At 64.2% G+C, this 21,979-nt stretch carries 20 protein-coding genes and 1 tRNA gene; 13 read left to right on the top strand and 8 right to left on the bottom strand.

What is annotated here, in order from left to right; all coding sequences use genetic code 11:
* Positions 1–110 precede the first annotated feature (110 nt).
* The 4 genes from G6N49_RS21245 (at position 111) to G6N49_RS21230 (ending at position 3,914) form a co-directional block, all read left to right on the top strand.
* Positions 111–947, top strand: coding sequence for a class I SAM-dependent methyltransferase (locus G6N49_RS21245; RefSeq protein ID WP_083045622.1), 837 nt, complete (start codon positions 111–113; stop codon positions 945–947).
* Between the two features lie 213 nt (positions 948–1,160).
* Positions 1,161–1,649, top strand: a complete 489-nt coding sequence (locus tag G6N49_RS21240) for a hypothetical protein (protein ID WP_235679560.1) — start codon at positions 1,161–1,163, stop codon at positions 1,647–1,649.
* A gap of 331 nt (positions 1,650–1,980) precedes the next feature.
* The gene (locus G6N49_RS21235) at positions 1,981–2,643 is read left to right on the top strand and encodes a hypothetical protein (RefSeq protein WP_083045620.1); all 663 of its coding nucleotides are present in this window, start codon (positions 1,981–1,983) and stop codon (positions 2,641–2,643) included.
* 401 nt (positions 2,644–3,044) lie between these two features.
* A complete protein-coding gene (locus G6N49_RS21230; RefSeq protein WP_083045619.1) occupies positions 3,045–3,914 on the top strand; it encodes a hypothetical protein in 870 nt (289 codons plus the stop codon).
* 410 nt (positions 3,915–4,324) lie between these two features.
* Here G6N49_RS21230 and G6N49_RS21225 read toward each other — a convergent pair whose 3' ends face one another.
* Positions 4,325–4,732 carry an SCO2097 family morphological protein gene (locus tag G6N49_RS21225; RefSeq protein WP_083045618.1) on the bottom strand — a complete coding sequence of 136 codons (408 nt, stop codon included), beginning with the start codon at positions 4,730–4,732 and terminating at the stop codon, positions 4,325–4,327.
* Positions 4,733–5,444: 712 nt separating this feature from the next.
* On the opposite strand from G6N49_RS21225, the gene G6N49_RS21220 reads away from it, so the two are divergent.
* Positions 5,445–8,705 carry a helicase-related protein gene (locus G6N49_RS21220; RefSeq protein WP_197913488.1) on the top strand — a complete coding sequence of 1,087 codons (3,261 nt, stop codon included), beginning with the start codon at positions 5,445–5,447 and terminating at the stop codon, positions 8,703–8,705.
* Entirely contained in the window at positions 8,702–11,455 is a 2,754-nt protein-coding gene (locus G6N49_RS21215; RefSeq protein WP_133056670.1) for a class I SAM-dependent DNA methyltransferase, read from the top strand. Before G6N49_RS21220 ends, G6N49_RS21215 begins: the two co-directional genes overlap by 4 nt.
* Positions 11,456–11,570: 115 nt before the next feature.
* Here the strand turns inward: G6N49_RS21215 and G6N49_RS21210 are convergent, their stop codons facing one another.
* The 6 genes from G6N49_RS21210 to G6N49_RS29590 form a co-directional block, all read right to left on the bottom strand.
* On the bottom strand, positions 11,571–11,879 hold the full coding sequence (locus G6N49_RS21210) for a hypothetical protein (protein ID WP_083045615.1): 309 nt from the start codon (positions 11,877–11,879) through the stop codon (positions 11,571–11,573).
* A gap of 176 nt (positions 11,880–12,055) precedes the next feature.
* Positions 12,056–12,592, bottom strand: coding sequence for a hypothetical protein (locus G6N49_RS21205; RefSeq protein ID WP_083045614.1), 537 nt, complete (start codon positions 12,590–12,592; stop codon positions 12,056–12,058).
* A gap of 26 nt (positions 12,593–12,618) precedes the next feature.
* The gene (locus G6N49_RS21200; RefSeq protein WP_133056669.1) at positions 12,619–13,017 is read right to left on the bottom strand and encodes a hypothetical protein; all 399 of its coding nucleotides are present in this window, start codon (positions 13,015–13,017) and stop codon (positions 12,619–12,621) included.
* 153 nt (positions 13,018–13,170) lie between these two features.
* On the bottom strand, positions 13,171–13,524 hold the full coding sequence (locus G6N49_RS21195; RefSeq protein ID WP_133056668.1) for a helix-turn-helix domain-containing protein: 354 nt from the start codon (positions 13,522–13,524) through the stop codon (positions 13,171–13,173).
* Between the two features lie 370 nt (positions 13,525–13,894).
* A complete protein-coding gene (locus G6N49_RS21190) occupies positions 13,895–14,323 on the bottom strand; it encodes a hypothetical protein (protein WP_197913487.1) in 429 nt (142 codons plus the stop codon).
* Between the two features lie 366 nt (positions 14,324–14,689).
* Complete coding sequence (locus G6N49_RS29590; protein WP_083045612.1) at positions 14,690–14,884, bottom strand: hypothetical protein; 195 nt, start codon at positions 14,882–14,884, stop codon at positions 14,690–14,692.
* A 174-nt stretch (positions 14,885–15,058) separates the two neighbouring features.
* Here G6N49_RS29590 and G6N49_RS29585 point away from each other — a divergent pair, with 174 nt between their 5' ends.
* Together G6N49_RS29585 and G6N49_RS21180 are read left to right on the top strand one after the other, a co-directional pair.
* Positions 15,059–15,484 carry a hypothetical protein gene (locus G6N49_RS29585; RefSeq protein WP_133056667.1) on the top strand — a complete coding sequence of 142 codons (426 nt, stop codon included), beginning with the start codon at positions 15,059–15,061 and terminating at the stop codon, positions 15,482–15,484.
* Positions 15,477–16,646, top strand: a complete 1,170-nt coding sequence (locus tag G6N49_RS21180; RefSeq protein ID WP_083045610.1) for a tyrosine-type recombinase/integrase — start codon at positions 15,477–15,479, stop codon at positions 16,644–16,646. The genes G6N49_RS29585 and G6N49_RS21180 overlap by 8 nt, the downstream gene beginning before the upstream one ends.
* An 82-nt stretch (positions 16,647–16,728) precedes the next feature.
* Here G6N49_RS21180 and G6N49_RS21175 read toward each other — a convergent pair.
* Positions 16,729–16,802, bottom strand: a tRNA-Gly gene (locus tag G6N49_RS21175).
* Positions 16,803–16,861: 59 nt separating this feature from the next.
* Between G6N49_RS21175 and dcd the strand changes: the two genes are divergently transcribed.
* From dcd to G6N49_RS21150, 5 genes are all read left to right on the top strand, one after another.
* Positions 16,862–17,434: a dCTP deaminase gene (dcd, locus tag G6N49_RS21170; RefSeq protein WP_011557856.1), complete on the top strand. Its 573-nt coding sequence runs from the start codon at positions 16,862–16,864 to the stop codon at positions 17,432–17,434.
* Between the two features lie 356 nt (positions 17,435–17,790).
* The gene (locus tag G6N49_RS21165) at positions 17,791–19,527 is read left to right on the top strand and encodes a DUF7159 family protein (protein WP_179967777.1); all 1,737 of its coding nucleotides are present in this window, start codon (positions 17,791–17,793) and stop codon (positions 19,525–19,527) included.
* Between the two features lie 22 nt (positions 19,528–19,549).
* Positions 19,550–19,876, top strand: a complete 327-nt coding sequence (locus tag G6N49_RS21160; RefSeq protein ID WP_165760727.1) for a DUF1330 domain-containing protein — start codon at positions 19,550–19,552, stop codon at positions 19,874–19,876.
* Positions 19,876–21,219 (top strand): cytochrome P450, encoded by a 1,344-nt coding sequence (locus tag G6N49_RS21155; RefSeq protein WP_064917640.1) that lies wholly within the window; start codon positions 19,876–19,878, stop codon positions 21,217–21,219. Before G6N49_RS21160 ends, G6N49_RS21155 begins: the two co-directional genes overlap by 1 nt.
* Before the next feature lies 1 nt (position 21,220).
* Positions 21,221–21,970, top strand: a complete 750-nt coding sequence (locus tag G6N49_RS21150) for a maleylpyruvate isomerase family mycothiol-dependent enzyme (protein ID WP_064875937.1) — start codon at positions 21,221–21,223, stop codon at positions 21,968–21,970.
* Positions 21,971–21,979: the final 9 nt, after the last annotated feature.

Here is a 21,979-nt window from a genome sequence, read left to right as displayed (position 1 = left end):
GAGGACGCCCGCGCCCCGGCCGAGCCATAGAGCTAGTGCCGGGCCGCCCAGCGGCGGGCGTTGAGCCGCTACGGAGCTCACTTCGTCGAAGGCACCAGAGAGGAACTGTCATGAACATCCATGCGCCATCCCAAGACCTGATCCGCGATGCCTGGGATGCCATTGCGCCCAGGTTCGACGAGTTCGTGACGCCGGAGAGCATGCAGTACGGCGCTCATGCCCTCCGACAGCTCCACATCGGCAGAGGCACCAGATTTCTGGATGTGGCCTGCGGTAGTGGGGCATTGAGCCTCCCCGCCGCGCGCCTGGGAGCCGACGTGGTGGCAGTCGACATCTCGCAGGCCATGACCGAGCGGGTGGCCGCCAGGGCAAGGGCGCAAGGGCTGTCGAACATCTGGTGCCGGGTCATGAACGGTCAGGATTTGGACCTCGCCGACGACACGTTTGACATCGCCGCCTCCCAGCACGGGGTGTCGTTGTTCCCCGATGTGGACGCCGGGCTGGCCGAGATGGTGCGCGTGACCAAGCGCGGCGGGACTGTGCTCGTCATCGCGTTCGGCGCTCTGCCGAAGGCGGAGTTTCTCGCGTTCTTCGTAGCCGCCATCAAGGCGGCCGTGCCCGGCTTCGCCATCCCGCCTCTGGACCCGCCGCCGCTGCCATTCCAGCTGGCCGACCGGGAGCTCTTCCGCAGCAAGCTCATCGCGGCCGGGCTGAACGACGTCACCGTCGAGAGGACTGCCTGGGAGATGCCCTTCCGGTCGGGGGCGCACATGTGCACTATGGTCACCTCCAGCAACCCATTGGGCGCCCAGTTGGTCGCCGGCCTGACCGCCGCCCAGCGCGCCGACGTGGAACATGTGCTCGACGGGATACTTCGTGAACGCTCGGGCGGCCAACCGGGCGCGGTGCTGTACGCCGACGTCAACGTCGGTGTCGGCACGAAATGACCCCCTTGGTGGGTCGCGGCTGGCTACACGCTCACTGTGCCCGGCGATGCGGGGGCGCAGCCCAGTGCTCACCTGGTACTGATCCGCCCGAGCGGCATCGTCACCCGAGGATCCCTTTGTCACCTTCCTGAACGTGCTGCGCCCGGGACAGCCGGATTCCCGCCGACGACCAACCGCGTCTACCCACTGGTGAATGCGACGGGGACCGTCCTGGTGACCGATGTAATCGGCACCGGTGCACCCGGTGATCCGTTGTCCACCATCCTCACCCTCTACCGTCCTGGCGAGATGCCCGTCGTGGTCGAGATCCCCGGTCCGCCCGTGGGTAAGGGCCTCGGCGCCGACGGCACGGTGACCTACGCGGCATCCACCGCTTCGGGCTCGACGTTCACGGTGCTCCGTCCCGGTCAACCCGCCGTCACCATCAGCACTCCCGGTCCGGTCTCCAACGGGCCGGTGGTCGGGCCCGACGGCACGCTCTACCAGGTGACCGACGATCGCGTCTCGGGACGCACGAACCTGACGATCGTGACCGCCGCCGGGGAGGTGACCAGGTTGGACTTCGCCGGCAGCAGCCCGAGTCTGGCGATCGATCCGGACGGCGGCAAGGTCGTCCTCGTGATGACGACCCGCGAGGGAGGGATCGAGACGCGCACCGGCTATGAGATTGCAGTCGTGACGGGCGCCGCGTCGTCGGTCTAGCTGTTCGACGTGGAGCCGATGACGGGAATCGAACCCGCGTATTCAGCTTGGGATCTGTCCGTAAATTGCAGTACGCGCAAGTATCGCAAAGTATTGCAGGACAGCATCTTTCGGGTGTGTCTAGTACGGCGAGATGCAGGTAAGTTCATGCCAAATTCGGCACGTTTTTGCGGGGAAAGTGCGGAGCACCGGCAAACGCACCACCGAGCGACGGGTAGCGGCATGTGCCGCCTAGCAAGATCCATGGAAAGTGTCAGGCGCTACACACCGCGGGCTGCAGGCGTCCGCTAGGCGACGGATATTGGTGGGAGTGGCCGGTAGGCTCCCTCACATGGGGGTCCTGCCAGAAAAGCCTTGGCCAACGGCTGAGATCTACCTTGGCCTGCTATCCACCGCTCTGTTGGTGGTAGCCGTCGTCGGATACTTCGGCGATGAGGAGGAAGGTGTCACCGGCTGGCTCCTGGCTGCTGGTGTGTTACTCGCATCGCTGGCTGCTTTCTTCCGCAGAATCGAAGGTGTCCTGAAAATCACCAAAGAAGGCGCTGAGATCCCGATAGGGGAGTACCAGGCACAGCGGGGTCAGATCGTTCCTGCGCCTAAGCTCGAACTGCCCTTCGGCGGCGAGGGCAAGCTGACCGCGGAGATCGAAAAGAGCGAGATGCCGGCGCTTACGACGGGTGACCAACAGAAGCAACTCGGGACGGGTGCCGACGTCGGACGGGATGCGACTCCGTCGGTCGTCTTCACATCCCAGGCCGGCGAGCAGTACAACCAACTCACTCTGCCCCGCAAGCTCGCGGTCGATGCCGCCGTCGAAACCCTTGGGCAAGTCCGCGATCCCAAGTTCATTACCTCAGCCAACACTGGTGGCCGTGCCTATTCCCGCCGACGGCTCCCCGACCAGAACTTGCAACTGATCTATCGCATGTTGGATAAGACGAGGACCGACGAGCCGGACCGCTATGTCGTCATTGCAATTGAAGACATCAAATAGGTCGATTTCCGCGCCACCGGAGGCCACACCGGCAGCGGGACCTTCCTGCTGCGTGCAAGAACTCCCGAGGCACACTGCACGCCGAAGGTGCTCTCGCCGACACTTGCCGTTCGGGAAGCTCTACTCCCGTCGCCGTGTCTTTCGGCGCCCGCACTGCGTTCGAGGTTCGGTCGGATCGTTGCGTCGACGTGCCGCCGAGGTGCGCGGCTGCCGCCGTCGTATCGTCGACCAAGCCGGTGATGCGGGTGCGCTCGGCGTCCTCGGGACCGGGCTCGACGCGATGTGAGCGGCCGGGACGATACGAAGGACACCTCCGGTGAAGGTTGATCAACTGCGACGCGCAGCCCGTTCGGGCGGGGCAAATCAGCGCCACCCACCTATCGCCATGTCATATTTGCCATGTGACGGTTGCGCTCTACGTGAAAGTGTTCGACGGCATCGTCCTGGCAACCGACTCGGCAACCACCTTGAGCGCAGCCCTGCCGACTGGCCACATCGTCTCGCAGGTCTACAACAACGCCGACAAGATTTTCCACCTGCACCGTCAGCTCCCGGTTGCCGCGATGACTTGGGGGCTCGGAGTCGTTGGTCCGGCAAGCATCTCCTCGTTGTCGAAAAGCTTCCGGCTGCGGTTGATGGGGCGCGATCCGAAGTACAAGGCGGACACTCTTGATCTTTCCGACTTCAGTGTTGAAGACGTCGCGGACCGGGCGTCGAAGATGTTCGGCCAGGCGGCCAACGACGCTGGCTGGCAGAGCTTCCCCGCCGAGCTCGGCTACCTCGTTGTCGGTATTTCAACTAAGTGCGACCAGGCGGAAGCTTGGCTACTTGAGTTCTCGGGCAACACAGTGGAGCCAAAGCCAGTTCAAGTGCTAGAGGACTCAGAGTATGGTTTCCGTGCTTACGCCCAACCGGATGCCGTGAATCGCCTGTTCAACGGCTATGACGATCAACTCCGGGAGAGGTTGATAGATGCCGCGATGCAGCCTCCAAATACCGCCGATCGCGCTCAAGCGGAGTCGCAAGTGGACACCGCTCTTGGTCAGTACCGTTTGGACCCCGTCCAGCCGGGAATGCCTTTGCCAGACGCTATTGATCTAGCTCGTTTCATGGTGGAGACGACAGAGGGGTATGCACGGTTCCGTCTTGGGGCGGATACTGTTGGTGGACCGGTCGAAGTGGCTTCCATCAGCCCGCATGAGGGATTCAAGTGGATCAACCGGAAGCATTACTTCACTCGGGACTTAAACCCAGGAGAGATGACCCAATGACTCAGCTCCCATCTATCGCCAACCACTCGACGCCAAGCGGCCAGGGCAGTTCGAAGTCAGTGTTCCGGTCCGCTGGGCAAACAAAGCAGTATCCGCCCCGCCCGTCTATCACGACCGCAAAGCCCCAGGCCTCCGGTACAACAAAGAGCACACCCGCTTCGAAGGATGGCAAACGTAAATAGCCGTAACCTCTCGCGAACACGCGCTCCTGCACCCGCAGGGGCGCGTGTCGTTTTGTGGGCAATCTGCGCGCGGCGCAGATGAAGCTTGAACAGTCCGGCGTCGCGACTCAGAGCGATACGCCGGGGTCGACCGACGAGATCGGTCCCGCGATGATGTCCGCGGGAAGCAACTAACTGTTCTGCAACTGTGCAAGCGGCCGGGAGACGTGCCCCTGAGTCGGCGCGGACTTACTCGTCGAAGCGCCGCCGGAAGCGGTCCTCCATCCGGCTGGTGAACGCGCCGCCGGCGCCCTTGGCCCGCTTCGGCCGCTGCTGACTGACCTCGTCGGGGACGAAGTGGTCACGTCCACCAAGGCCTCGCCGGCGGGTGATCGCGAAGACCACGCCACCGAACATCACGACGAAGCCGATGACGGACAGAATCGCGAAGTCGCCGATCCGCGTGGCCGGGAACGCGACACCGGACACCAGCAACGCCAGTCCAATCACAAAAAGCGCTGCGCCCTTGAGCCGCCGCCGGGTGGACGGTGCGCACAGAGTTCCACCACGCACGCTGGACGCGAACTTGGGGTCCTCCGCATAGAGCGCGCTCTCGATCTGGTCGAGCATGCGCTGCTCATGATCGGAGAGTGGCATTCGTCCCTCCTTCGGGCCGTGCCGCCGTGTACGCCGTAATTATTAGGCGGCTAGAGGTCATGGTACGAGGGGAAGTCCGGTAAAGCATCAGCTTCTCGGTGCCACGGTGACGCGAGCGCTTCATCGCCATGGCGTCCGCCACACGGAGGTTGGCGCATCCCAGTTACCGTTGGCGGTCTGACACCAGTCCTCGGCGCGAGACACGACGCAATGACCTCGATGTTGTCGGCCCGGACAAGCGTCGGTACCCGCGCCACCACAGTTCGCGAATAGCAGCGTCGGCCGACCTTGATTGCCTCGGCCGACTTTTCTCGCCGACGCCGCTACCACCAGCGATCGAGTCATTTCCATCGCCGCGGTAGATCGACACCGCGTCGTTGCGGGGGTCACGCACGAATCGCCCGCAATGCGATCGGTATTAATTCGCGGAATGACGGTGTACGCGAGGAGCTAGGGCTGTCGTCTTGCTGCTCCATCTGCAGTACTTGCGGCCTTGTCTGGCCGCATGACCTTCCGGCATATAGCTCCACTTCATTCCGCCGTGCTGTACGACCTCGCCGGCGCCGCGTTGGTTATCGGGCATCAGGCGCAAAGCGGGGTTGTTGACGATGCTGCTGTCGGTTCGCTCCCAGCAATACTTGCGTTCCATCTCGAGGTGAGATCCTGTAGAACAACCTCGGACTGATCAACCCAGGGGGAAGCGGGCGCAGCGGTGACGCGGATTTTCGACAACATCAAACAGGACCTGGGCTCACACCTGGAGAAGACGCTCCTGGTGTCCAACACCATGGACGTCGCCGTCGGCTACTTCAACCTGCGCGGCTGGGCCGTGTTCGACCATCTCGTCAGAGATAAGGCTGAGAGCTGGAACGAGGGCGATCCGCCGATCGTTCGGATCCTCATTGGCATGGTGACCGCCGGCGTCCAGCAGGAGACGCTCGACGCCCTCCAGGCCGATCTGGAGGGCAACACGGAGTCAGACGCCGACGCGAACTCCGCGCGCGAGCGCAAGGCGGTGTTGGTCGAGCAACTCCGTCTGCAGTTGATGCGCGGACTTCCGACCGCAGCGGACCGTGCGGTCCTGCAGTCCCTGCGCGACCTGCTCTCAACCGGGGCTGTGGAAATAAAGGTGCACACCCGCAAGCCGCTGCACGGTAAGGCCTACGTTTGCCACCGCGACGACCTCAATAACCCGATCACCGGGTTCGTCGGCTCCTCGAATCTCACCCGACCTGGCCTCACTGTTAACTACGAGCTAAACGTCGACGTGCTCGACACCACTGCGGCTGAAACTCTCGCGCAGTGGTTCAACGACCGGTGGGACGACAGATTCAGCCGACCGATAACCGCGGACATTCTCGATCTGCTGGACGAATCGTGGGCGCGCCGCGAACCCCGACGGCCATACGACGTGTTCCTCAAGGTGTGCTACGACCTCTCACGCGATGTCCGCGAAGGGCTGGCCGAGTACTCCGTGCCCAGCGCAATCCGCGAACAGTTACTTGAGTACCAGGAAACCGCGGTGCAAACCCTCGCGCGGCGGATCATGACGCGGAACGGAACCATGCTCGGCGACGTGGTCGGTCTCGGCAAAACGCTGACGGCGATCGCGGTTGCACTGATGCTTCGCGACGAGCACGGCTACATGCCGCTGGTGGTGTGTCCAAAGAACCTGGTGTCGATGTGGGAGGAGCACTTCGAAGCGTACGAGCTGCATGGCAGGGTGGTGCCGTACTCCATGGCTCACGCGGTTTTGCCCGCACTCCGGCGGTACCAATTGGTCATCGTCGACGAGTCCCACACGCTGCGCAACGACACTCGCCGCGACTACAAGGCGATCCAGGACTACATCCAGGCGAACGACAGTAAGGCGCTGCTACTGACGGCCACCCCGTACAACATCCGATTCCTGGATGTAGCGAACCAACTAGGTCTCTACATCGACGACGACGACGATCTGGGCATCTCCCCTGTCAACGCGCTCGCCGCCGACCCGCGGCTGGCCGACAGAGTAGATGGCAAGACGACCACGATGGCCGCGTTCCGTCGCTCGGAAGATCCGGACGACTGGAAGCGCCTGATGAGCGAGCATTTAGTACGTCGGACCCGCACATTCGTGAAGAACAACTACTCCAAGAATGACGGCGACGGACCGTACCTGGAGTTTTCGGACGGTACCCAATTCAGATTCCCGCAGCGTATCCCGAAGCCGGTAGACCACTCCTTCGGCGAGAGCGACCCCGCCACGCTGATGGCCGGGGACACAACCCTAGACACGATCACCGCGCTTCAACTTCCCCGGTACGAGCTCGGCAACTACCTCTCGTCCACCGCTGCACCAACCGACGCGGAACGTGAGTTTATTGACAACCTGGCACGCGGCCGCGGCCACGTCGCCGGCTTCGTCCGCACCACCTTCTACAAGCGACTATCGTCCTGCGGGCATTCGTTCACGCTGTCCCTCAAACGGCACGTCGCACGCAACGAGCTGTTCCTGTACGCCATAGACAATGGCCTAGCGATCCCGGCCGGGACGATCACCGAGAACCAGTTCGGTGAGGACGACGACGACCCGAACGGCGGCGGCGAAGACACAGTTGGAACCCCCGAGACTCGCTACGCGACGCTGCAGGAGAAGAATCCGGCGGGCTTGACATGGCTTCGGCCAGAACTGTTTACCCCTGCGCTCCGGGAGGCGCTGGTCGAAGACACCGCGGCTCTCCGGACGCTGCTCACGTTGTACGGCGATTGGAAGCCCGAGACCGATTCCAAGCTTGATGCCCTGATCCACCTCTTGCAGATCGATCACCCCGACGAGAAGGTTCTCGTCTTCACCGAATACAAGGACACCGCCGAGTACATCGGAGCGGCGCTGCGAGCAGCCGGCATCGACCGCGTCGGCATCGCCACCGGTGACAGCGAGGACCCGACCCGGCTCGCGCAGCGGTTCTCCCCCGCGTCCAATACGCTGCCGGGCCACGACCCCGGCATCGCTCCAGAAGATGAACTCCGGGTTCTGATCGCAACCGACGTTCTCAGCGAGGGCCAGAACCTGCAGGACGCGCATATTGTCGTCAACTATGACCTACCGTGGGCGATAATCCGGCTGATTCAGCGCGCTGGCCGTGTCGACCGCGTCGGTCAGAAGGCCGAGACTGTCACGCTTTACTCCTTCTTCCACGAGTCGGTGGACAACGTGATTGACCTTCGCCGCCGTATCGCCGAGCGCCTCCACGCTAATGCTGAGGCATTCGGTTCCGATGAGCAGTTCTTCGGCTCCGACGGGGAAACGCAAGCCATCACTGACCTGTACAACGGCAAGCTCGACGAGACCGACTCCACAGACGATGTAGACGCGTCCAGCCTCGCTTACCAGCATTGGACCCAAGCTGTCGACCACGACCCCGACCTCGCCGCCAAAATCGCGGGCTTGCCCGACATGATCTCTGCAACCCGGCGCAAGCGGCTCACCGACATTGATACGGGGGTGGTCTGCTACGTGCGGACCGACTCCGGCGTTGACGGTTTCGGCCGCGCCACCTCGGACGGCACCACTTCACTCCTCACAGGCCACGAAGTCCTTAAGACCTTTGAGGCGTTGCCGGAGGAGCCAGGATTGGAACCCGTCGCGGATCATGACGACCTGATTGAGAAGCTGGTCCGCGGCCCTCTGGCCACTCCGACGCTCGCTGCGGGGAGGCTGCGGGGTGTCCGCCGGACACTCTGGAACCGCCTGGGTGCAACGCTGCATAGCCACAACGCCGATACCTCTTTGGCTCTCGACGACCTCTACCAACACCCGTTGACGAAGGACGCCGAAAACCGACTCCGTCGGGCGGTCCGCAACCAAGCGAGCGACGACGAATTGGCCACCCTGATAACCGCGTTGCACCGCGACGGCGATCTCACCGTCACCGCCCGTAGTGGTAAGGATCCGATCCGCATCGTCTCCAGCATGGGAATCGTGGAATGACCGACAACCGACTTCTCGACCTCGTCGACACTCGCGACTTTCGCACTTTATTCATCGACGAACTCGGCTGGGAGAATCCTGATCGGCCGCCGCTGAATCTGAATGTTGATGGCAACGACTACACCCTTACTCAGGTGGCCGGGTTTAAGGGATTGCGGATCTGGCACTGCCCGGTGCTGCCGCCGCGTCCCGTTCAACGTCAGATCGATGTCCTCGTTGGTAAGGACAATCTGGAGCGGCTGGTCATATTCACCGACGATCATCGCCAAGAATGGCGTTGGCCGCGCCGCGCGCAGCTTGGTTCCACCAACGCCAAACTTGTTGTCCACCAATACCACAACGGCGACCGTAAAACTCATTTAGGTGATCGTCTTCGTGCGATAGAGCTCGACTTCGACGAAGACCTCCCACTTGTCGCGCTCCTGGATCGGATGCGCGAGGCGTTCGACCGTGAAGCGGAGACCGCTTCGGTCGCGGCTGCACGGCTTATGGGAACTTTGTATTCCCACCTCGAATTAGCGGGTGTCGGTGCACACGAAGCTACGCTGCTGCTCGCGCGGCTTCTCTTCCTGTTATTCGGTGACGACGCCGACATGTGGAGGCCACCCGCACTTTTCGAGAACCACCTGCGCAACCAGACCACTGGGCAGACCCTTCACGGCGACTTGGTCGAGCTCTTCGATGTGCTGAACACCCCGCAGGATCGCCGCAGCATCGAAGCTGGCCATCCGCTCGCATTCTTCCGGTACATCAACGGTGGACTGTTCGAGGATCCATTGCGGTTACCCCCGTTGCCAGTCGAGTTCCGCAATGCCCTTCTGGAAGCATGCAGCTTCAATTGGTCGGTGATCTCCCCGGCTGTGTTCGGGTCGATGTTCCAGACCGTTAAGAGCAAGGAGGCACGCCGGCACGGCGGGGAGCACTACACCACCGAAGCGAACATCCTCAAGACGATTGGGCCACTCTTCCTCGACGAGTACCGAGACCGACTGAAGCGTGCTTGGGACGACAAAGGGCAGCTCACTCGCCTCCACAATGAGCTGGGGCAGTTGCGATTCTTGGACCCGGCCTGTGGATGCGGAAACTTTCTCGTTGTTGCCTACCGCGAGATGCGTGCCCTCGAACTCGAAATTCTGCGCCGTCGCCGCGAACTCGACATGATCGACGGCACCGCAACGGGCGGGGACCGCGCGCAACTCACGTTCGACGTCACCGGTGACATCAAAGTCACACTCGACCACTTCTTTGGTATAGAGATCGATGAGTGGCCGGCCCGGATCGCAGGGACCGCAATGCTGCTGGTGGACCATCTAGCCAACCAGCAGATGGAGCTGGAGTTCGGTGTCGCTCCCGACCGTCTGCCCATCACGATCGCGTCCAGCATCAAGGAAGGCAACGCGCTGGAGATTGATTGGAAATCGATCTTGCCTTCCAGCGAGCAGGTCATCGTCTTCGGGAACCCCCCTTACGCGGGGCAAAAAGAGCGATCGGCGCAACAGACCGCCAATCTTCGGTCCACCTTGGGCGACGACTACAACGGCAACCTCGACTATGTCTCGGCGTGGTTTCGAAAGGCGTCGGAATATCTCACCGCTCCCAACTCGCGGTTCGCCTTCGTCGCCACCAGTTCGATCTGCCAGGGGCAATCTGTCGCACCGCTTTGGGTGCCCATCCTGGACGCCGGTTGGACGATTGCCTTCGCCCACCGCCCCTTTGACTGGGACTCCGAATCGGCCAACCCTGCTGGCGTCCACGTTGTGATCGTGGGCCTTGCCCGAGGGCCGAAGCGAGTCGAACGCACGTTGTTTCACTACGCTGCCAACGGTCTCGGTGAGCCCGAGGCTCGACGGGTGGAGAACATCAACCCATACCTGCTTAACGGTCCCAACGTCGCAGTCCGGGGCTCGCGGAAGCCAGTACCTCCGCATTTGCCGCCGCTCACCGAAGGGAACAAGCTGTGGGACTTCAACCACCTGGTCATCAAGCCGGAGGAACTCGAAGCCTTCGAATCAGACCCCGTTGCGTCCCAGTTCATCCGGCCGCTGTTGTCCAATACCACTCTCTTGAAGAACAAGCCGCGGTGGGTTCTGTGGCTACGGGATGCGAAGCCCGACGACTGGGCTGGCAGTGCTCTGATCGAACGGCGACTAGAGCTGGTCAAGCAGGGGCGAACTGATAGTTCGGATGCGGAGGCGAATCGTAAGGCGTCGACCCCGCACCTCTTCACCAACTATCGGCAACCATCCGAGCCGTACCTCGCCATTCCAAAGGTTACCGGTCACACCCGCCTCTATCTGCCCGCCGCCTACTCAACACCCGACGTGGTCGTGAACAACACGTTGTTCACCGCGCCTGATCCGGATGGCTTCGTCTTCGCGATCGTCAGCTCGCGAATCTTCGCGGTTTGGCAGCGACTCGCGGGTGGGCATACCCGCGCGGATAGCAACTTCTCAAACACACTGGTGTGGAACACTTTCCCGCTCCCCGAACCCGGTAGTGTTTTCCGAGCCGCGGTGGTCGGTGCGGCAGCGAACATTCTTGAGGTGCGGAAGAAGTTCCCCGGCAAGACGTTAGAGGCTCTCTACGATGCCAGCAGCATGCCCATCGACTTGCTAACCGCGCACCGGAGTCTGGACGCGATTGTCGAAAAGCACCTCGATATCGATATCAGTGACATTGAGCGTTGCGAGGTGCAGCTCTTGTCCCGCTACGAACGAATGATCGAGGAACAAGGGAAGAAGAAGCGGTGAGGGCACCGGTGCTGACGCCGGCAGGCACTTAACACTTCAGCCAGATGCGCTAAACCGACAGCGCGTCGGCAACGACTGAGCGCGGAGGTCTGTCGAGTCAGGACTCTGGCCAGGATTAGATCTTCGACTCGTCCCACGGCTCGTCGGGCGTCATGGCGACTGCCGACTGCGGGCCTGACGTTAGCGAGCCAGCATCGGCAGCGAGATCAATCGCGTAAATCTCGGCCGCAATGTCGCGCTGCTGCTTGACCAACGCCGCGAACGCCGGGCCTGTGGCCTTCGGGTCGTCGATCGCCTTCGCAATTCGATGCTGCAACGCTACGAGTAGTTGGCGGCGATCACCACTCCTCGCCGCCTCTACGACCGACTTGGGTGCCGCTTTGCGAGATGCCCGCTTCACCGGCACGTTCTCGCCCGCCTTCATAACGCGCAGTCTTCGCTCGGTCACGTCCGGAGGCCAATCTGCTCGTCTCGAAAAAAATCGCGGCGGAGGGGGCGGCGCCTATGCCATGGGAGGCGGTCGCGGTGGGGGTAGGGGGTCACCCGCCCTGGGCACTTACGGCCGGCGCAACGTCATACGCGCACCGGCCCGCGAGGCGATCAGGCGATGTAGGACAGGCCGGCTTCGAAGGAGTTGTATTGCTGGATCTTGGCGAGGTCGTCGAGGTCTTCGCGCGCGGCAGGGTCCTGCTTGACGTATTCGGCGACGATGGTGTCCCAGCCGTTAGCGAGTGCTCGCGCCAGTACGGCCGCGGCGAGGCTCTTGTCGTCTGACCGCATGGCTGCCGCAAATACCTCTGCCGCTTCGTCGCTCCGGGTGAGCCGCGCGGCGCGGTCTTGCGCATCGCGGTAGGCGATGATCTGGCCGGGGTCGCTGCTGGTGACGCTCGACAACCCGAACAACCGCTTCTCAAGCGCCTGCTTCTTGGCGATGACCAATTCCTTCTCCTGCTTGCGGAGATCGCTAAGTTTGGCGCTCACCTCGGCGCGTTCGCTTTCGAGCTTCGCGCGCTTCCCGAGATCGGAAAGGGTGTTGTCGTTGGTCCAGCTTTCACTGGTGCGAGCCCATCGGCTTTGGATGCGTTCGGCTTGCGCGCGCAGGGCGTCGATCTGGGATTCGAGCTGTGCGAGGGACATTATGTTCGTTTTCCTTTCGAGGGTGGTTAGATCGCGGAGCGGCCTGTGGTGAGGTGCCAGAGTTCCTGGATGGCTGCAGATGTTGGGTGCTCTCCGAAGTGACGGATGCCGGCCTGGACCACTTGGTTCCATCGCTTGTCGATCGCCATGCGCAGAATGCCGAGCACCATGAAGTTGTCGGCACTGTTGCTCGCAGAAATCAGTAATCGGGCAGCTTCCGGTTCGGTCTCGACGGCTTGCAGGTCGCGGGTGTACGCAGCGTTTCGAAAGATGTTCTGGCGCAGGGCCGCGATGCGTTCGGCAGTTGCGCGCGCAGCTTCGATCGCCAGCATGCGTCGCTTCGCTTCCTGATCGATATTCCTTGCGACCCGATGAACGATCGTCAATCCAGACCGCTTGTCTGCGGTGCTAATCGTCGCCACCACCGAACAGATCTCGAACGTATACGGCGTCCTCGGATTCCGGCGGCTCCCGCCGAGAGTCAGGCGTCCGCACCCGCTGAGTAAGTTCCCTGAATTCGTCATCCGGCAGCTCTCGGAGGTACTGCTCGACTCCCAGCCGTAGGTAGTCGGTTGGGTTCATTTTGCTGACCTGCCTCTCCGTTCAGCGTGCTCAAGGACGGTCTGTCGCGGGAATAGCCATCGACCGCCGATCTCGCGGCCGGCAAGCTGGTCGCGAAAGCGAGGGCTTCGCACCCAGCTCATTGAGCAGTTGAGAATCGCTGCAGCCTCGGTCGTGTCGATGAGTTCCACTACCGAGGGTGACGATTGGGTTTGCGACGCACAACTTTTGGTTGCGTCTACGCAACTGACGAGTCGGTCGCGCAGAGCAGCGAATCCGTGCGGCAAGGGTTTGTTGCCGAGTGTGCGACGCACGATGAGATCGTTGACAGCGTAGAGCAGCAACTCGATTTCGTCCGGCGGAAATTTCATGACGCCAGCCGCGATGCGGTCGTCGACCCCGCCCTGGGATCGGTCGGCTCATGGTGGCTTCTCATTCCACGCGTACGCGGTCTGTGGATTACCTGGATGTCCCCGGTTTGCGTAACCCCATACCTAGACTCGGTAGGAGGTTTTGCGGCGCTCTTGCACCGCCAGGTGCATGAGCGGATGTATATACGGGTGAGGGTTTTCAGGTGTTGCACCGACGGGGGTGCAAGGTGTCTTGCACCGGCGGAGGTACAAGCTCGGACCTTCGCCCTTGTACTTTTTTTGGTGCAAGGTGGCAGTAGCCACCATGCACCAATGGTGGTGCAAGTTGAATGAGCGGATGATGCCCCAGTGGTGGTGCAAGGTTGAGCGGTCACCAGAAGTCCTCCTCGGGATCATCGACCGACTTGCGGCAAGGTCTGGGCGGCAGAATGATTGGTGTGGAGTAGTGAGATAGTTCGCCGTCGGTGAAGCGGCGGCCTCCGGCGCACACCACGTAGGCGCGGCGCCGTTGTACCGGCTTGCCGTCGCGGACGTACTCCCGGATCACAAGCCGCTGATCTTTGACCGCTGCCCCGATGGCTGCGGTGACGCGCCGGCGGTTCCCAGGCCAGCCGAAACGCTCGGAAATTTCGGCAGCCGATGTCTCCCATAGGCGCCGGCCGGACTGGGCCGACGTTGCGACCGACAGCAGGTAGGCCAGAACGGCGAATCCGTCGGTGCCGAGTGCGTCTTTGTGCGGTCCGGTGCGGATCAACTCGTCGGAGAGAATCGAGTAGCCAGTGCGCTGCTTGTCGCCCACTACGTAAATAGGGTTGCGGCGCCTCATCTCGTAGACCTGCTTGCTTCTTCCGGCGTTCGTAGTCCGTCCGCGCGCTGTGCGGCACATGTCCGCTCGAAAGCTGGTTTTCGATTCCCAATCTGGATAGGTCGTATTGACCGCGTGGACACACTGGCTCCAGGGAGATTCCAGGCGGTGACCCCTCGACCGACGAGTTGGCCAGCCATTACGTACTTGGCTCGAATGGGCCGCGGCGGTTCGTTGCCTGTTCCCGTCCAGTGTTTGGTGCACCGGCGCCGACGGAGGCCGTCGCCCTCCGCAGGTCCTCGGTGCTGTCAGAATTCGGAATCAGGCCGATGTCGGCGTGATCCTCCTGTGGCCAGCGCATCAGGCAGCGTCCGGCCCAGGCCGGGCAGCGTGCTCCAGACGCGCCAGGTACTCGTCAATCTGCCGATCCGTGCTAAAACGCCGACGCCCGATCGTGACCGAGGCCAGATCCCCCGATGCCCAGAGGTTGAAAACTACCGTTCGGCTCACTCCGAGACGGGCACCTACTTCGGCGTGATTGTTGTTCCGGTTCATCGGCCTCCTGTCGAGTTCGCGACCGTGCTGTCGCGAACCCGACAGTACATCGGGATGTCGGAAAGTCAACAGAAACTGTGCGATGATGTCGCCATGGACGACAGCCGAAGTTGGACCCGAGAGGTCGCAGAACGCGTTGGTGAGGCCGTGAGGTCGGCGCGGGAAGAACGGGGCATGTCGTACGTCCGTCTGGCCGAGGCAACCGAGAAGATCGGCGCACCTGTCCACCGGGTGGCGATACCGCGGATAGAAAAGGGTGAGCAGGGGGTTACGCTGCCCGAACTGATCGCGCTGGGTGTCGCGTTGGAGGCAGATTGGTCCAAGTGGTTGGACAGGGCTACGGCGGGCGTCGACATTCCAGGCGCCCGTTCTGATCGGGCGGTTCTGCGGATGCTGATCGCCGAAGTCGAAGAAAAGCTAGAAACGCAGCGCCACAATCTTTTCCAGGCCGAGGAGGGCGCCAAACGCCTGAATATGCCGGAGCGATACCGCGAGCGCCTTATCGATGAAGCGAGACGGTACCGCGAACTCATCGAGTCCCTTCAAGTGGCCCGAGATCGGTACCTAGAAGATCTGCGCGGAATGGAAGACGATGCCTAGGCAGCGGATGGCACCAGGCGAGCATGGCAAGATCACTGAACGCGAGCGCAATGGAATCTTCTATGCGACAACGTATGTCAGGCTCCATAGCGGTAAGAGGCGAGAGCGTGAGGCGCGGTCTGCAAAGTCCGCCGAGGATGCCCGGCGGACGCTAAAACGACGGATCGCCGCGGAGCTCGCAGTCGGGGAGCCCAGCGGGGTGATCAACCATCGCACGACGCTTTCCGACCTGTTCGACGCATGGATGCCGGTGAAGATCACTGAGGATCGGATCGGGGAGCGGACGGCAACGCTCTACCGCGATACGTGGAGATTGCACGGCGCTCATCAGCTCGGCGCGCTCCGAATCTCGGAGTTGTCGACAAGCCGCGCAGATTCCTACTTGAAGGCCCTGTCGCCGGCGCCTGCCACCTACATGCGCATCATCCTCTCGGGCATGTACTCGTTGGCTGTCAGGTTCGACGTGATCGGCAACAACCCAATTCGGGAAACGCGGACCGCCAAACTGGTTCGTAAGCCCGCAAGGGCGTTGACGGCGATGGAGTTTGAGCAGGTACGCCTGGCGGTCAGAGCATTCTGCGGACATAGGGGTCCGGGACCCCGGCGGGGTCGGATGCTGCCGGCGTTCATCGAACTGCTTGCGGCCACCGGTGCGCGGCCGGGTGAGGTGCTGGCGATCCGGTGGGAGGATGTCGACCTCCTCGGTACACCTCCGACCGTGACGGTGAACGGCACCGTGGTTGACGCGGGCAGAGTGGCCGGCAAGCCACTCCATCGGCAGAACGGACGCAAAGGCGGCGCGCCCCCGCACACTGTGAGCTTGCCGGCGTTCGGTGTCCAGGTCCTGGCCGACCTGTACGCGGTGACGGGTCCCGATGGGCCGGTCTTAACCAACCGTGACGGCGGCCTAGTGGCACTGACAAACATCCGGTCGTCCTTGCGCGAAGCGCTTGCCGGCCACGAACACCTCAAGTGGGTGACACCACACAGTTTCCGCCGGACCGTCGCGACGGTCGTGCGCGATGGACTTGGTGTCGAAGCGGCCCAACGTCAGCTTGCGCACGCCCAGCTCGCCACAACCGAAGGGCATTACGTTCAGCGGGTGACGGCCGGCCCAGATGCCCGCGACGTGTTGGAGACATGGGCCAGCAACCAAGCTTGAGAATCGTTTGTACGGGGAAAGTACGGAATTTCGAGCTTTCCTGTTAGCTGGCGAACTCCTGTGCCGCACCTAGCAGGGCACTTGGAGCCGATGACGGGAATCGAACCCGCGTATTCAGCTTGGGAAGCTGATGTTCTGCCATTGAACTACATCGGCCTTGCCAGCTCACGCTGGTGATCACGGAGATTATCACTCCGAGCCGATAGTCTCGTCGGGTGCTGCTCTCCGATCGTGATATCCGCGCCGAGATCGACGCCGGACGGCTGGGCATCGATCCGTTCGAGGACAGCCTGGTGCAGCCGTCGAGCGTCGACGTCCGCCTCGACACCCTGTTCCGGGTCTTCAACAACACCCGCTACACCCACATCGACCCGGCCAAGCAGCAGGACGAACTGACCAGCCTCGTCGAACCGTCGCCTGGTGAGCCGTTCGTCCTGCATCCCGGTGAGTTCGTGCTCGGCTCGACGCTCGAGACGTGCACCCTGCCCGACGACCTGGCCGGCCGGCTCGAGGGCAAATCGTCGCTCGGGCGCCTCGGCCTGCTGACCCATTCGACGGCCGGTTTCATCGACCCCGGGTTCAGCGGCCACATCACCCTCGAACTCTCCAACGTCGCCAACCTGCCGATCACACTGTGGCCCGGCATGAAGATCGGCCAGCTCTGCCTGCTGCGCCTGACCAGCCCGGCCGAACACCCCTACGGCAGCGCCAAGGTCGGCTCGAAATACCAGGGTCAACGCGGGCCGACACCCTCGCGGTCCTACCAGAACTTCATCAAGCTGAGCTGAGTCTGTTCGGCCCTGCGCCAGGGTGCCGATGCGCGAGAAGACACCGCGCCACGTTCGTGACCGCACGGCGGAGATTGGCCCGAAACTTCGCCACCTGGTCACGAACGACGGCGCAGGCCGGCCACGTCGCAGACATGCGAGAACGCGACGCCGTGGGCGCAGACTCAGCGCGGGGAATTCGAACTGGCAGGGGCCGGTTGTCGTAGTTCCGAGTAGGGTTTCTCGTACGCGATCAGCTAACGCCGTGGCGTGTAACGACTCGGCAGGTCGCGGCGATGAAGGTTCTAGTTGTCGGCTCGTTCGGTTCGGGCGCGCCGGGACGGCATAATCGATATAGCAAACTTTTGGAGGGCTTGGTGGACATCGTACTTGGTGTCTCGATGACACCGACGACGGTCCGCATGGTGCTGGTCGAAGGCGAGAAGGCCGACGGGGTGACCGTCGACCACGACGTCTTCGACATCAACGCTGTCGAAGGCTCAGCAACGTCGAACGCGGCCGATCAGGTCGTCGCCGCGGTGCTCGGCACGCAGGAGAGCGCCGCCGCGGGCGGCCACCACCTCCGGTCGGTCGGCGTGGCGTGGAGTGATCACGCCTCGGCGGCCGCCCTGCGCGACACGCTCACAGCACGCGGCATCGAAGACGTCATGCTCGTGTCCGAGGGTCACGCCGCGGCATCGCTGGCCCAGGCGGTCGGCCGCGCCGTCGGCTACACCGCCACAGCGCTGTTCTTCATCGACCGCGACGCCGCCACGCTGTCGGTCGTGCAGACCGACGACGGGTCGGTCACCAAGGTGCTCAGCCGCAGCCTGCACAGCACCGACGCGATGGCCGTGCTCACCGAGATGGCCGCCGCCGTCGACGCCCAGGACTCCCCGCCGCAGGGCATGTTCGTCGTCGGCTCCGGCGTCGACGTCAGCGAGGTCAAGGCGCATCTCGGACGTCTGCTGTCGCTGCCGATCAACGCCCCGGAGGAACCCGAGCTCGCGCTGGCCCGCGGTGCGGCCCTGGCATCCGCGCACGCACCGGACTTCGAGGCCTCGACCGTCGGGCTGGCCTACTCGCAGGATCCCGAGGAGGGAACCACCGCGGGCAGCTCGTATGCCGCGTTCGGCGCCGCCGCCACGCAGCTGGCCCCGGTCAGCAGCGCCGCCGCCGCACCGCAAATGGTGTTCGCCGAGCCCGAGGCCGCCCCCACCCCGGCCGACGACGAGAACCGCAAGCCGTTCCTGCTGGTCGGCAGCGCCCTGTCGTCGATCTTCGTGGTCGGCGTGGTGGCCCTGGTCATCTCGTTGGCCGTGAACATCCGCCCCACCGCCGACCAGCGGCCCAGCCCCGCCGAGGCCGCCATCGTTCCCAGCGCGCAGGCACCCCGTCCGGCGCCCGCGCCGGAGGCTCAGCCGGCGGTCGCCCCGCCCGCCCCGCCGGCCGAGACCATCAAGGCTCCGGTGCCTGTCGTGCGGGAGGCCCCGGCCCCGGCCCCGGCTGCGCCCCGCACCGTGTACGTCGAGAAGGCTCCCGTCCCGGCGGCACCCCCGGCACCCGCGCCGCTCCCCGCGGCGCCGCCCGCCCCCGTGCCCGCGCCGATTTCCGCAGCGCCGGTGCCCGCGCCGGTCCCGGTTCTCCCGGCGCCGGTGTTCCGGCCGCCGGTGGTGTTGCCGCCCCCGGTCATCCGGTTGCCGCGGCCCCAGCTGCCGCCGATCTTCCGCGACGACGACGAGCCCGAACGCCCGTCGTGGCCGAACCCGTGGCAGCCGAAGCCGCAGACGCCGCCGAAGCAGGACGACGACTACTGGCCTCAGCGGCCGACCGTTCCGACGGTGCCGCAAGCGCCGAAGCCTGTCGTGCCGCAGGTGCCCCAGACGCCGTACGTGCCGTCGGTGCCCCAGACGCCCTACGTGCCGTCGGTGCCCCAGGCGCCGTCGAATCCGTACTACCCGCCCTCGAGTTCGGGTGGCGGTTCCGGGTCGAGTCGCGGTGACTACGGCTCAGGGTCTGGCTCAGGGTCCGGCTCCGGGTCCTACGACGGAGGCGGATCGTCGGGCGGCGAGGATTCGGTGTGGCCGTTCCCGTCCTTCGGCGGCGGTGACTGAGCGGACGGTAGCGTTTCCGGCCATGTCGCCGGTGTATGCGCTCAACCTGTTCGACGTCGCGAACCGCGACGAATACCTGGCCTACGCCCGGCGTTCGCCCGCCGCGGTGACCGCCCACGGCGGCCGTGTCGTCGCGCTCGGCAAGTTCCGTGAGTCGGTCACCGGTGACATCGAACCCCGCCAGGTGTTGATCCTGGTCGAATGGGAGTCGAAGGAAGCGTTCAACAGCTACCGCAACGACCCCGACCTGGCCGATCTGCACCCGCACCGCGAGGACGGTTCCTCGGCCTACGTCTGGCATCTGTTCGACCGCTTGGACGATCTGCGGCCCCTCCTTAAGCTCGAGTGATGGTGCACGACTCCTCGGGGGCAACGATTCGGCAGCGGGTCCGGTGGCTGGCTCTGCACGGGTTCGTCCGCGGTATGTCACGGCTGGGGATGCGCCGCGGCGACCCCCAGGCGCGGCTGATCGCCGACCCGACGGTGCGCGCGAACCCGGCGGCCTTCGCCGACGAACACCGGGTGAAGGGACCGCTGATCCGGGGGCGCGTCGGGCTCATCACGTTCGACCACGCCGTCGCCCACGAACTGCTGCGCTCGGACGACTTCCGGGTGTCATCGCTCGGCGGTGAGCTGCCCAGACCGCTGCGCCGGGTCATCGACCGCACCGACACGGGACTGCTGCACCCGATCGAACCCCCGTCGCTGCTGTCCATCGAGCCGCCCGACCACACCCGCTGCCGCAAGCTGGTGTCATCGGTGTTCACCACCCGCGCCGTCACCGCACTGCGGGACGGGGTCGAGGCCACCGCGGTGAAACTGCTCGACGACCTCGAACGCGACGCCACCGGCAGCGGACCCGTCGACATCGTCGCGCGGTACTGCTCGCTGCTGCCGGTCTCGGTGATCAGCGACGTGCTCGGCGTCCCCGAGGCGGACCGCGCCCAGATCCTCCATTACGGCGAACTCGGCGCGCCCAGCCTCGACATCGGCCTGAGCTGGCAGCAGTACCTACGGGTGCACAGCGGCATCGTCGGCTTCAACGCCTGGCTGGTCAACCACCTCGAGAACCTGCGCCGCAACCCCGGCGACGACCTGCTGAGCCAACTGATCTCGGCCACCGAGGACGGGGCGGGCCTGAGCGAACGGGAACTGCAGGCGACGGCCGGGCTGGTCCTCGCCGCCGGATTCGAGACCACCGTCAACCTGCTCGGCAACGGCATCAAGATGTTGCTCGACCACCCGGACCAACTGGCGAAACTCCGGGACCGCCCGGAACTGTGGCCGACCGCCGTCGAGGAGATCCTGCGGCTGGACTCCCCGGTGCAGATGAGCGCACGGGTGGCCAAGAAGGACGTCGAGGTGGCCGGGGTGCCGGTCCGGGCCGGTGAGCTGATCATCATCCACCTCGCCGGTGCCAACCGCGATCCCAAGGTCTTCGACGACCCCCATCGCTTCGACATCGAACGCGACAACGCCGGCAAGCACCTGTCGTTCTCCGGCGGCAGGCACTTCTGCCTGGGCGCCGCACTCGCGCGCGCCGAAGGCGAAGTGGGACTGCGGACCTTCTTCGACCGGTTCCCCGACGCCAAACTGGCCGGGACGGCCAGCCGCCGCGACACCAGGGTGTTGCGCGGGTGGTCGACTCTGCCGATCACGCTCGGAACCGCCCGCGCCGCGCTAGGTTCGTGACGTGGACTTCCGGGCGGCGCTGCTCGAGCAGACCAACAGCTTCGGTGACCTGATCGCGACGGGCGATCCGGAGACGCCGGTGACGACGTGCGGGGACTGGACGCTCAGACAGCTGTTCCGCCACGTCGGCCGCGGAAACCGCTGGGCCGCGCAGATCGTCGCCGAACGGCGCCATGAACCCCTCGACCCGCGCGAGGTGCGCGACGGCCGGCCGCCCGAGGATCCGGACGGCGCGATCCAATGGCTGCGTGACGGTGCCCGGCTGCTCATCCACGCCGTCGACAGCGTCGGCTCCGGCACCAAGGTCTGGACGTTCCTCGGGACGCGTCCGGCCGGGTGGTGGATCCGTCGCCGCGTGCACGAGGTCGCCGTCCACCGCGCGGACGCGGCGCTGGCGCTCGGGCAGCCGTACGACCTCCCGCCCGACCTCGCCGCCGACGCACTCAGCGAATGGATCGAATTGGCGGCCGTGCAGGCCGGCCGCCGTGGACTGCCCATCGAACGGGGCCACACGCTGCACCTGCACGCCACCGACGAAAGCCTCGGCGGGGTTGGCGAGTGGATGATCACCAGCACCGAAGATGGCATCGACTGGACCCACGAACACGGTAAGGGCGACGTCGCCGTCCGCGGACCCGTCGCCGACCTGCTGCTGGCGGTGACCCGGCGCCGCACGCTGGCCGACAGTGGCCTCGAGGCGTTCGGCAAGACCGAGATCTGGGACCGGTGGTTGGAGCAGACGCCCTTCTAAAGTGGCGTA

This window comes from Mycolicibacterium monacense, assembly GCF_010731575.1.
In the GTDB taxonomy this organism is placed as follows: Bacteria; Actinomycetota; Actinomycetes; order Mycobacteriales; family Mycobacteriaceae; genus Mycobacterium; species Mycobacterium monacense.
This window is presented reverse-complemented; position numbering and strand designations above follow the sequence as displayed.

Excerpts from the sequence above, each read along its gene's own strand:
- G6N49_RS21245 (WP_083045622.1), top strand. The coding sequence starts at position 111 with ATGAACATCCATGCGCCATCCCAAGACCTGATCCGCGATGCCTGGGAT.
- G6N49_RS21235 (WP_083045620.1), top strand. The coding sequence starts at position 1,981 with ATGGGGGTCCTGCCAGAAAAGCCTTGGCCAACGGCTGAGATCTACCTT.
- G6N49_RS21225 (WP_083045618.1), bottom strand. The coding sequence starts at position 4,732 with ATGCCACTCTCCGATCATGAGCAGCGCATGCTCGACCAGATCGAGAGC.
- G6N49_RS21215 (WP_133056670.1), top strand. The coding sequence starts at position 8,702 with ATGACCGACAACCGACTTCTCGACCTCGTCGACACTCGCGACTTTCGC.
- G6N49_RS21210 (WP_083045615.1), bottom strand. The coding sequence starts at position 11,879 with ATGAAGGCGGGCGAGAACGTGCCGGTGAAGCGGGCATCTCGCAAAGCG.
- G6N49_RS21205 (WP_083045614.1), bottom strand. The coding sequence starts at position 12,592 with ATGTCCCTCGCACAGCTCGAATCCCAGATCGACGCCCTGCGCGCGCAA.
- G6N49_RS21195 (WP_133056668.1), bottom strand. The coding sequence starts at position 13,524 with ATGAAATTTCCGCCGGACGAAATCGAGTTGCTGCTCTACGCTGTCAAC.
- G6N49_RS29590 (WP_083045612.1), bottom strand. The coding sequence starts at position 14,884 with ATGAACCGGAACAACAATCACGCCGAAGTAGGTGCCCGTCTCGGAGTG.
- G6N49_RS29585 (WP_133056667.1), top strand. The coding sequence starts at position 15,059 with ATGTCGTACGTCCGTCTGGCCGAGGCAACCGAGAAGATCGGCGCACCT.
- G6N49_RS21180 (WP_083045610.1), top strand. The coding sequence starts at position 15,477 with ATGCCTAGGCAGCGGATGGCACCAGGCGAGCATGGCAAGATCACTGAA.
- G6N49_RS21160 (WP_165760727.1), top strand. The coding sequence starts at position 19,550 with ATGTCGCCGGTGTATGCGCTCAACCTGTTCGACGTCGCGAACCGCGAC.
- G6N49_RS21155 (WP_064917640.1), top strand. The coding sequence starts at position 19,876 with ATGGTGCACGACTCCTCGGGGGCAACGATTCGGCAGCGGGTCCGGTGG.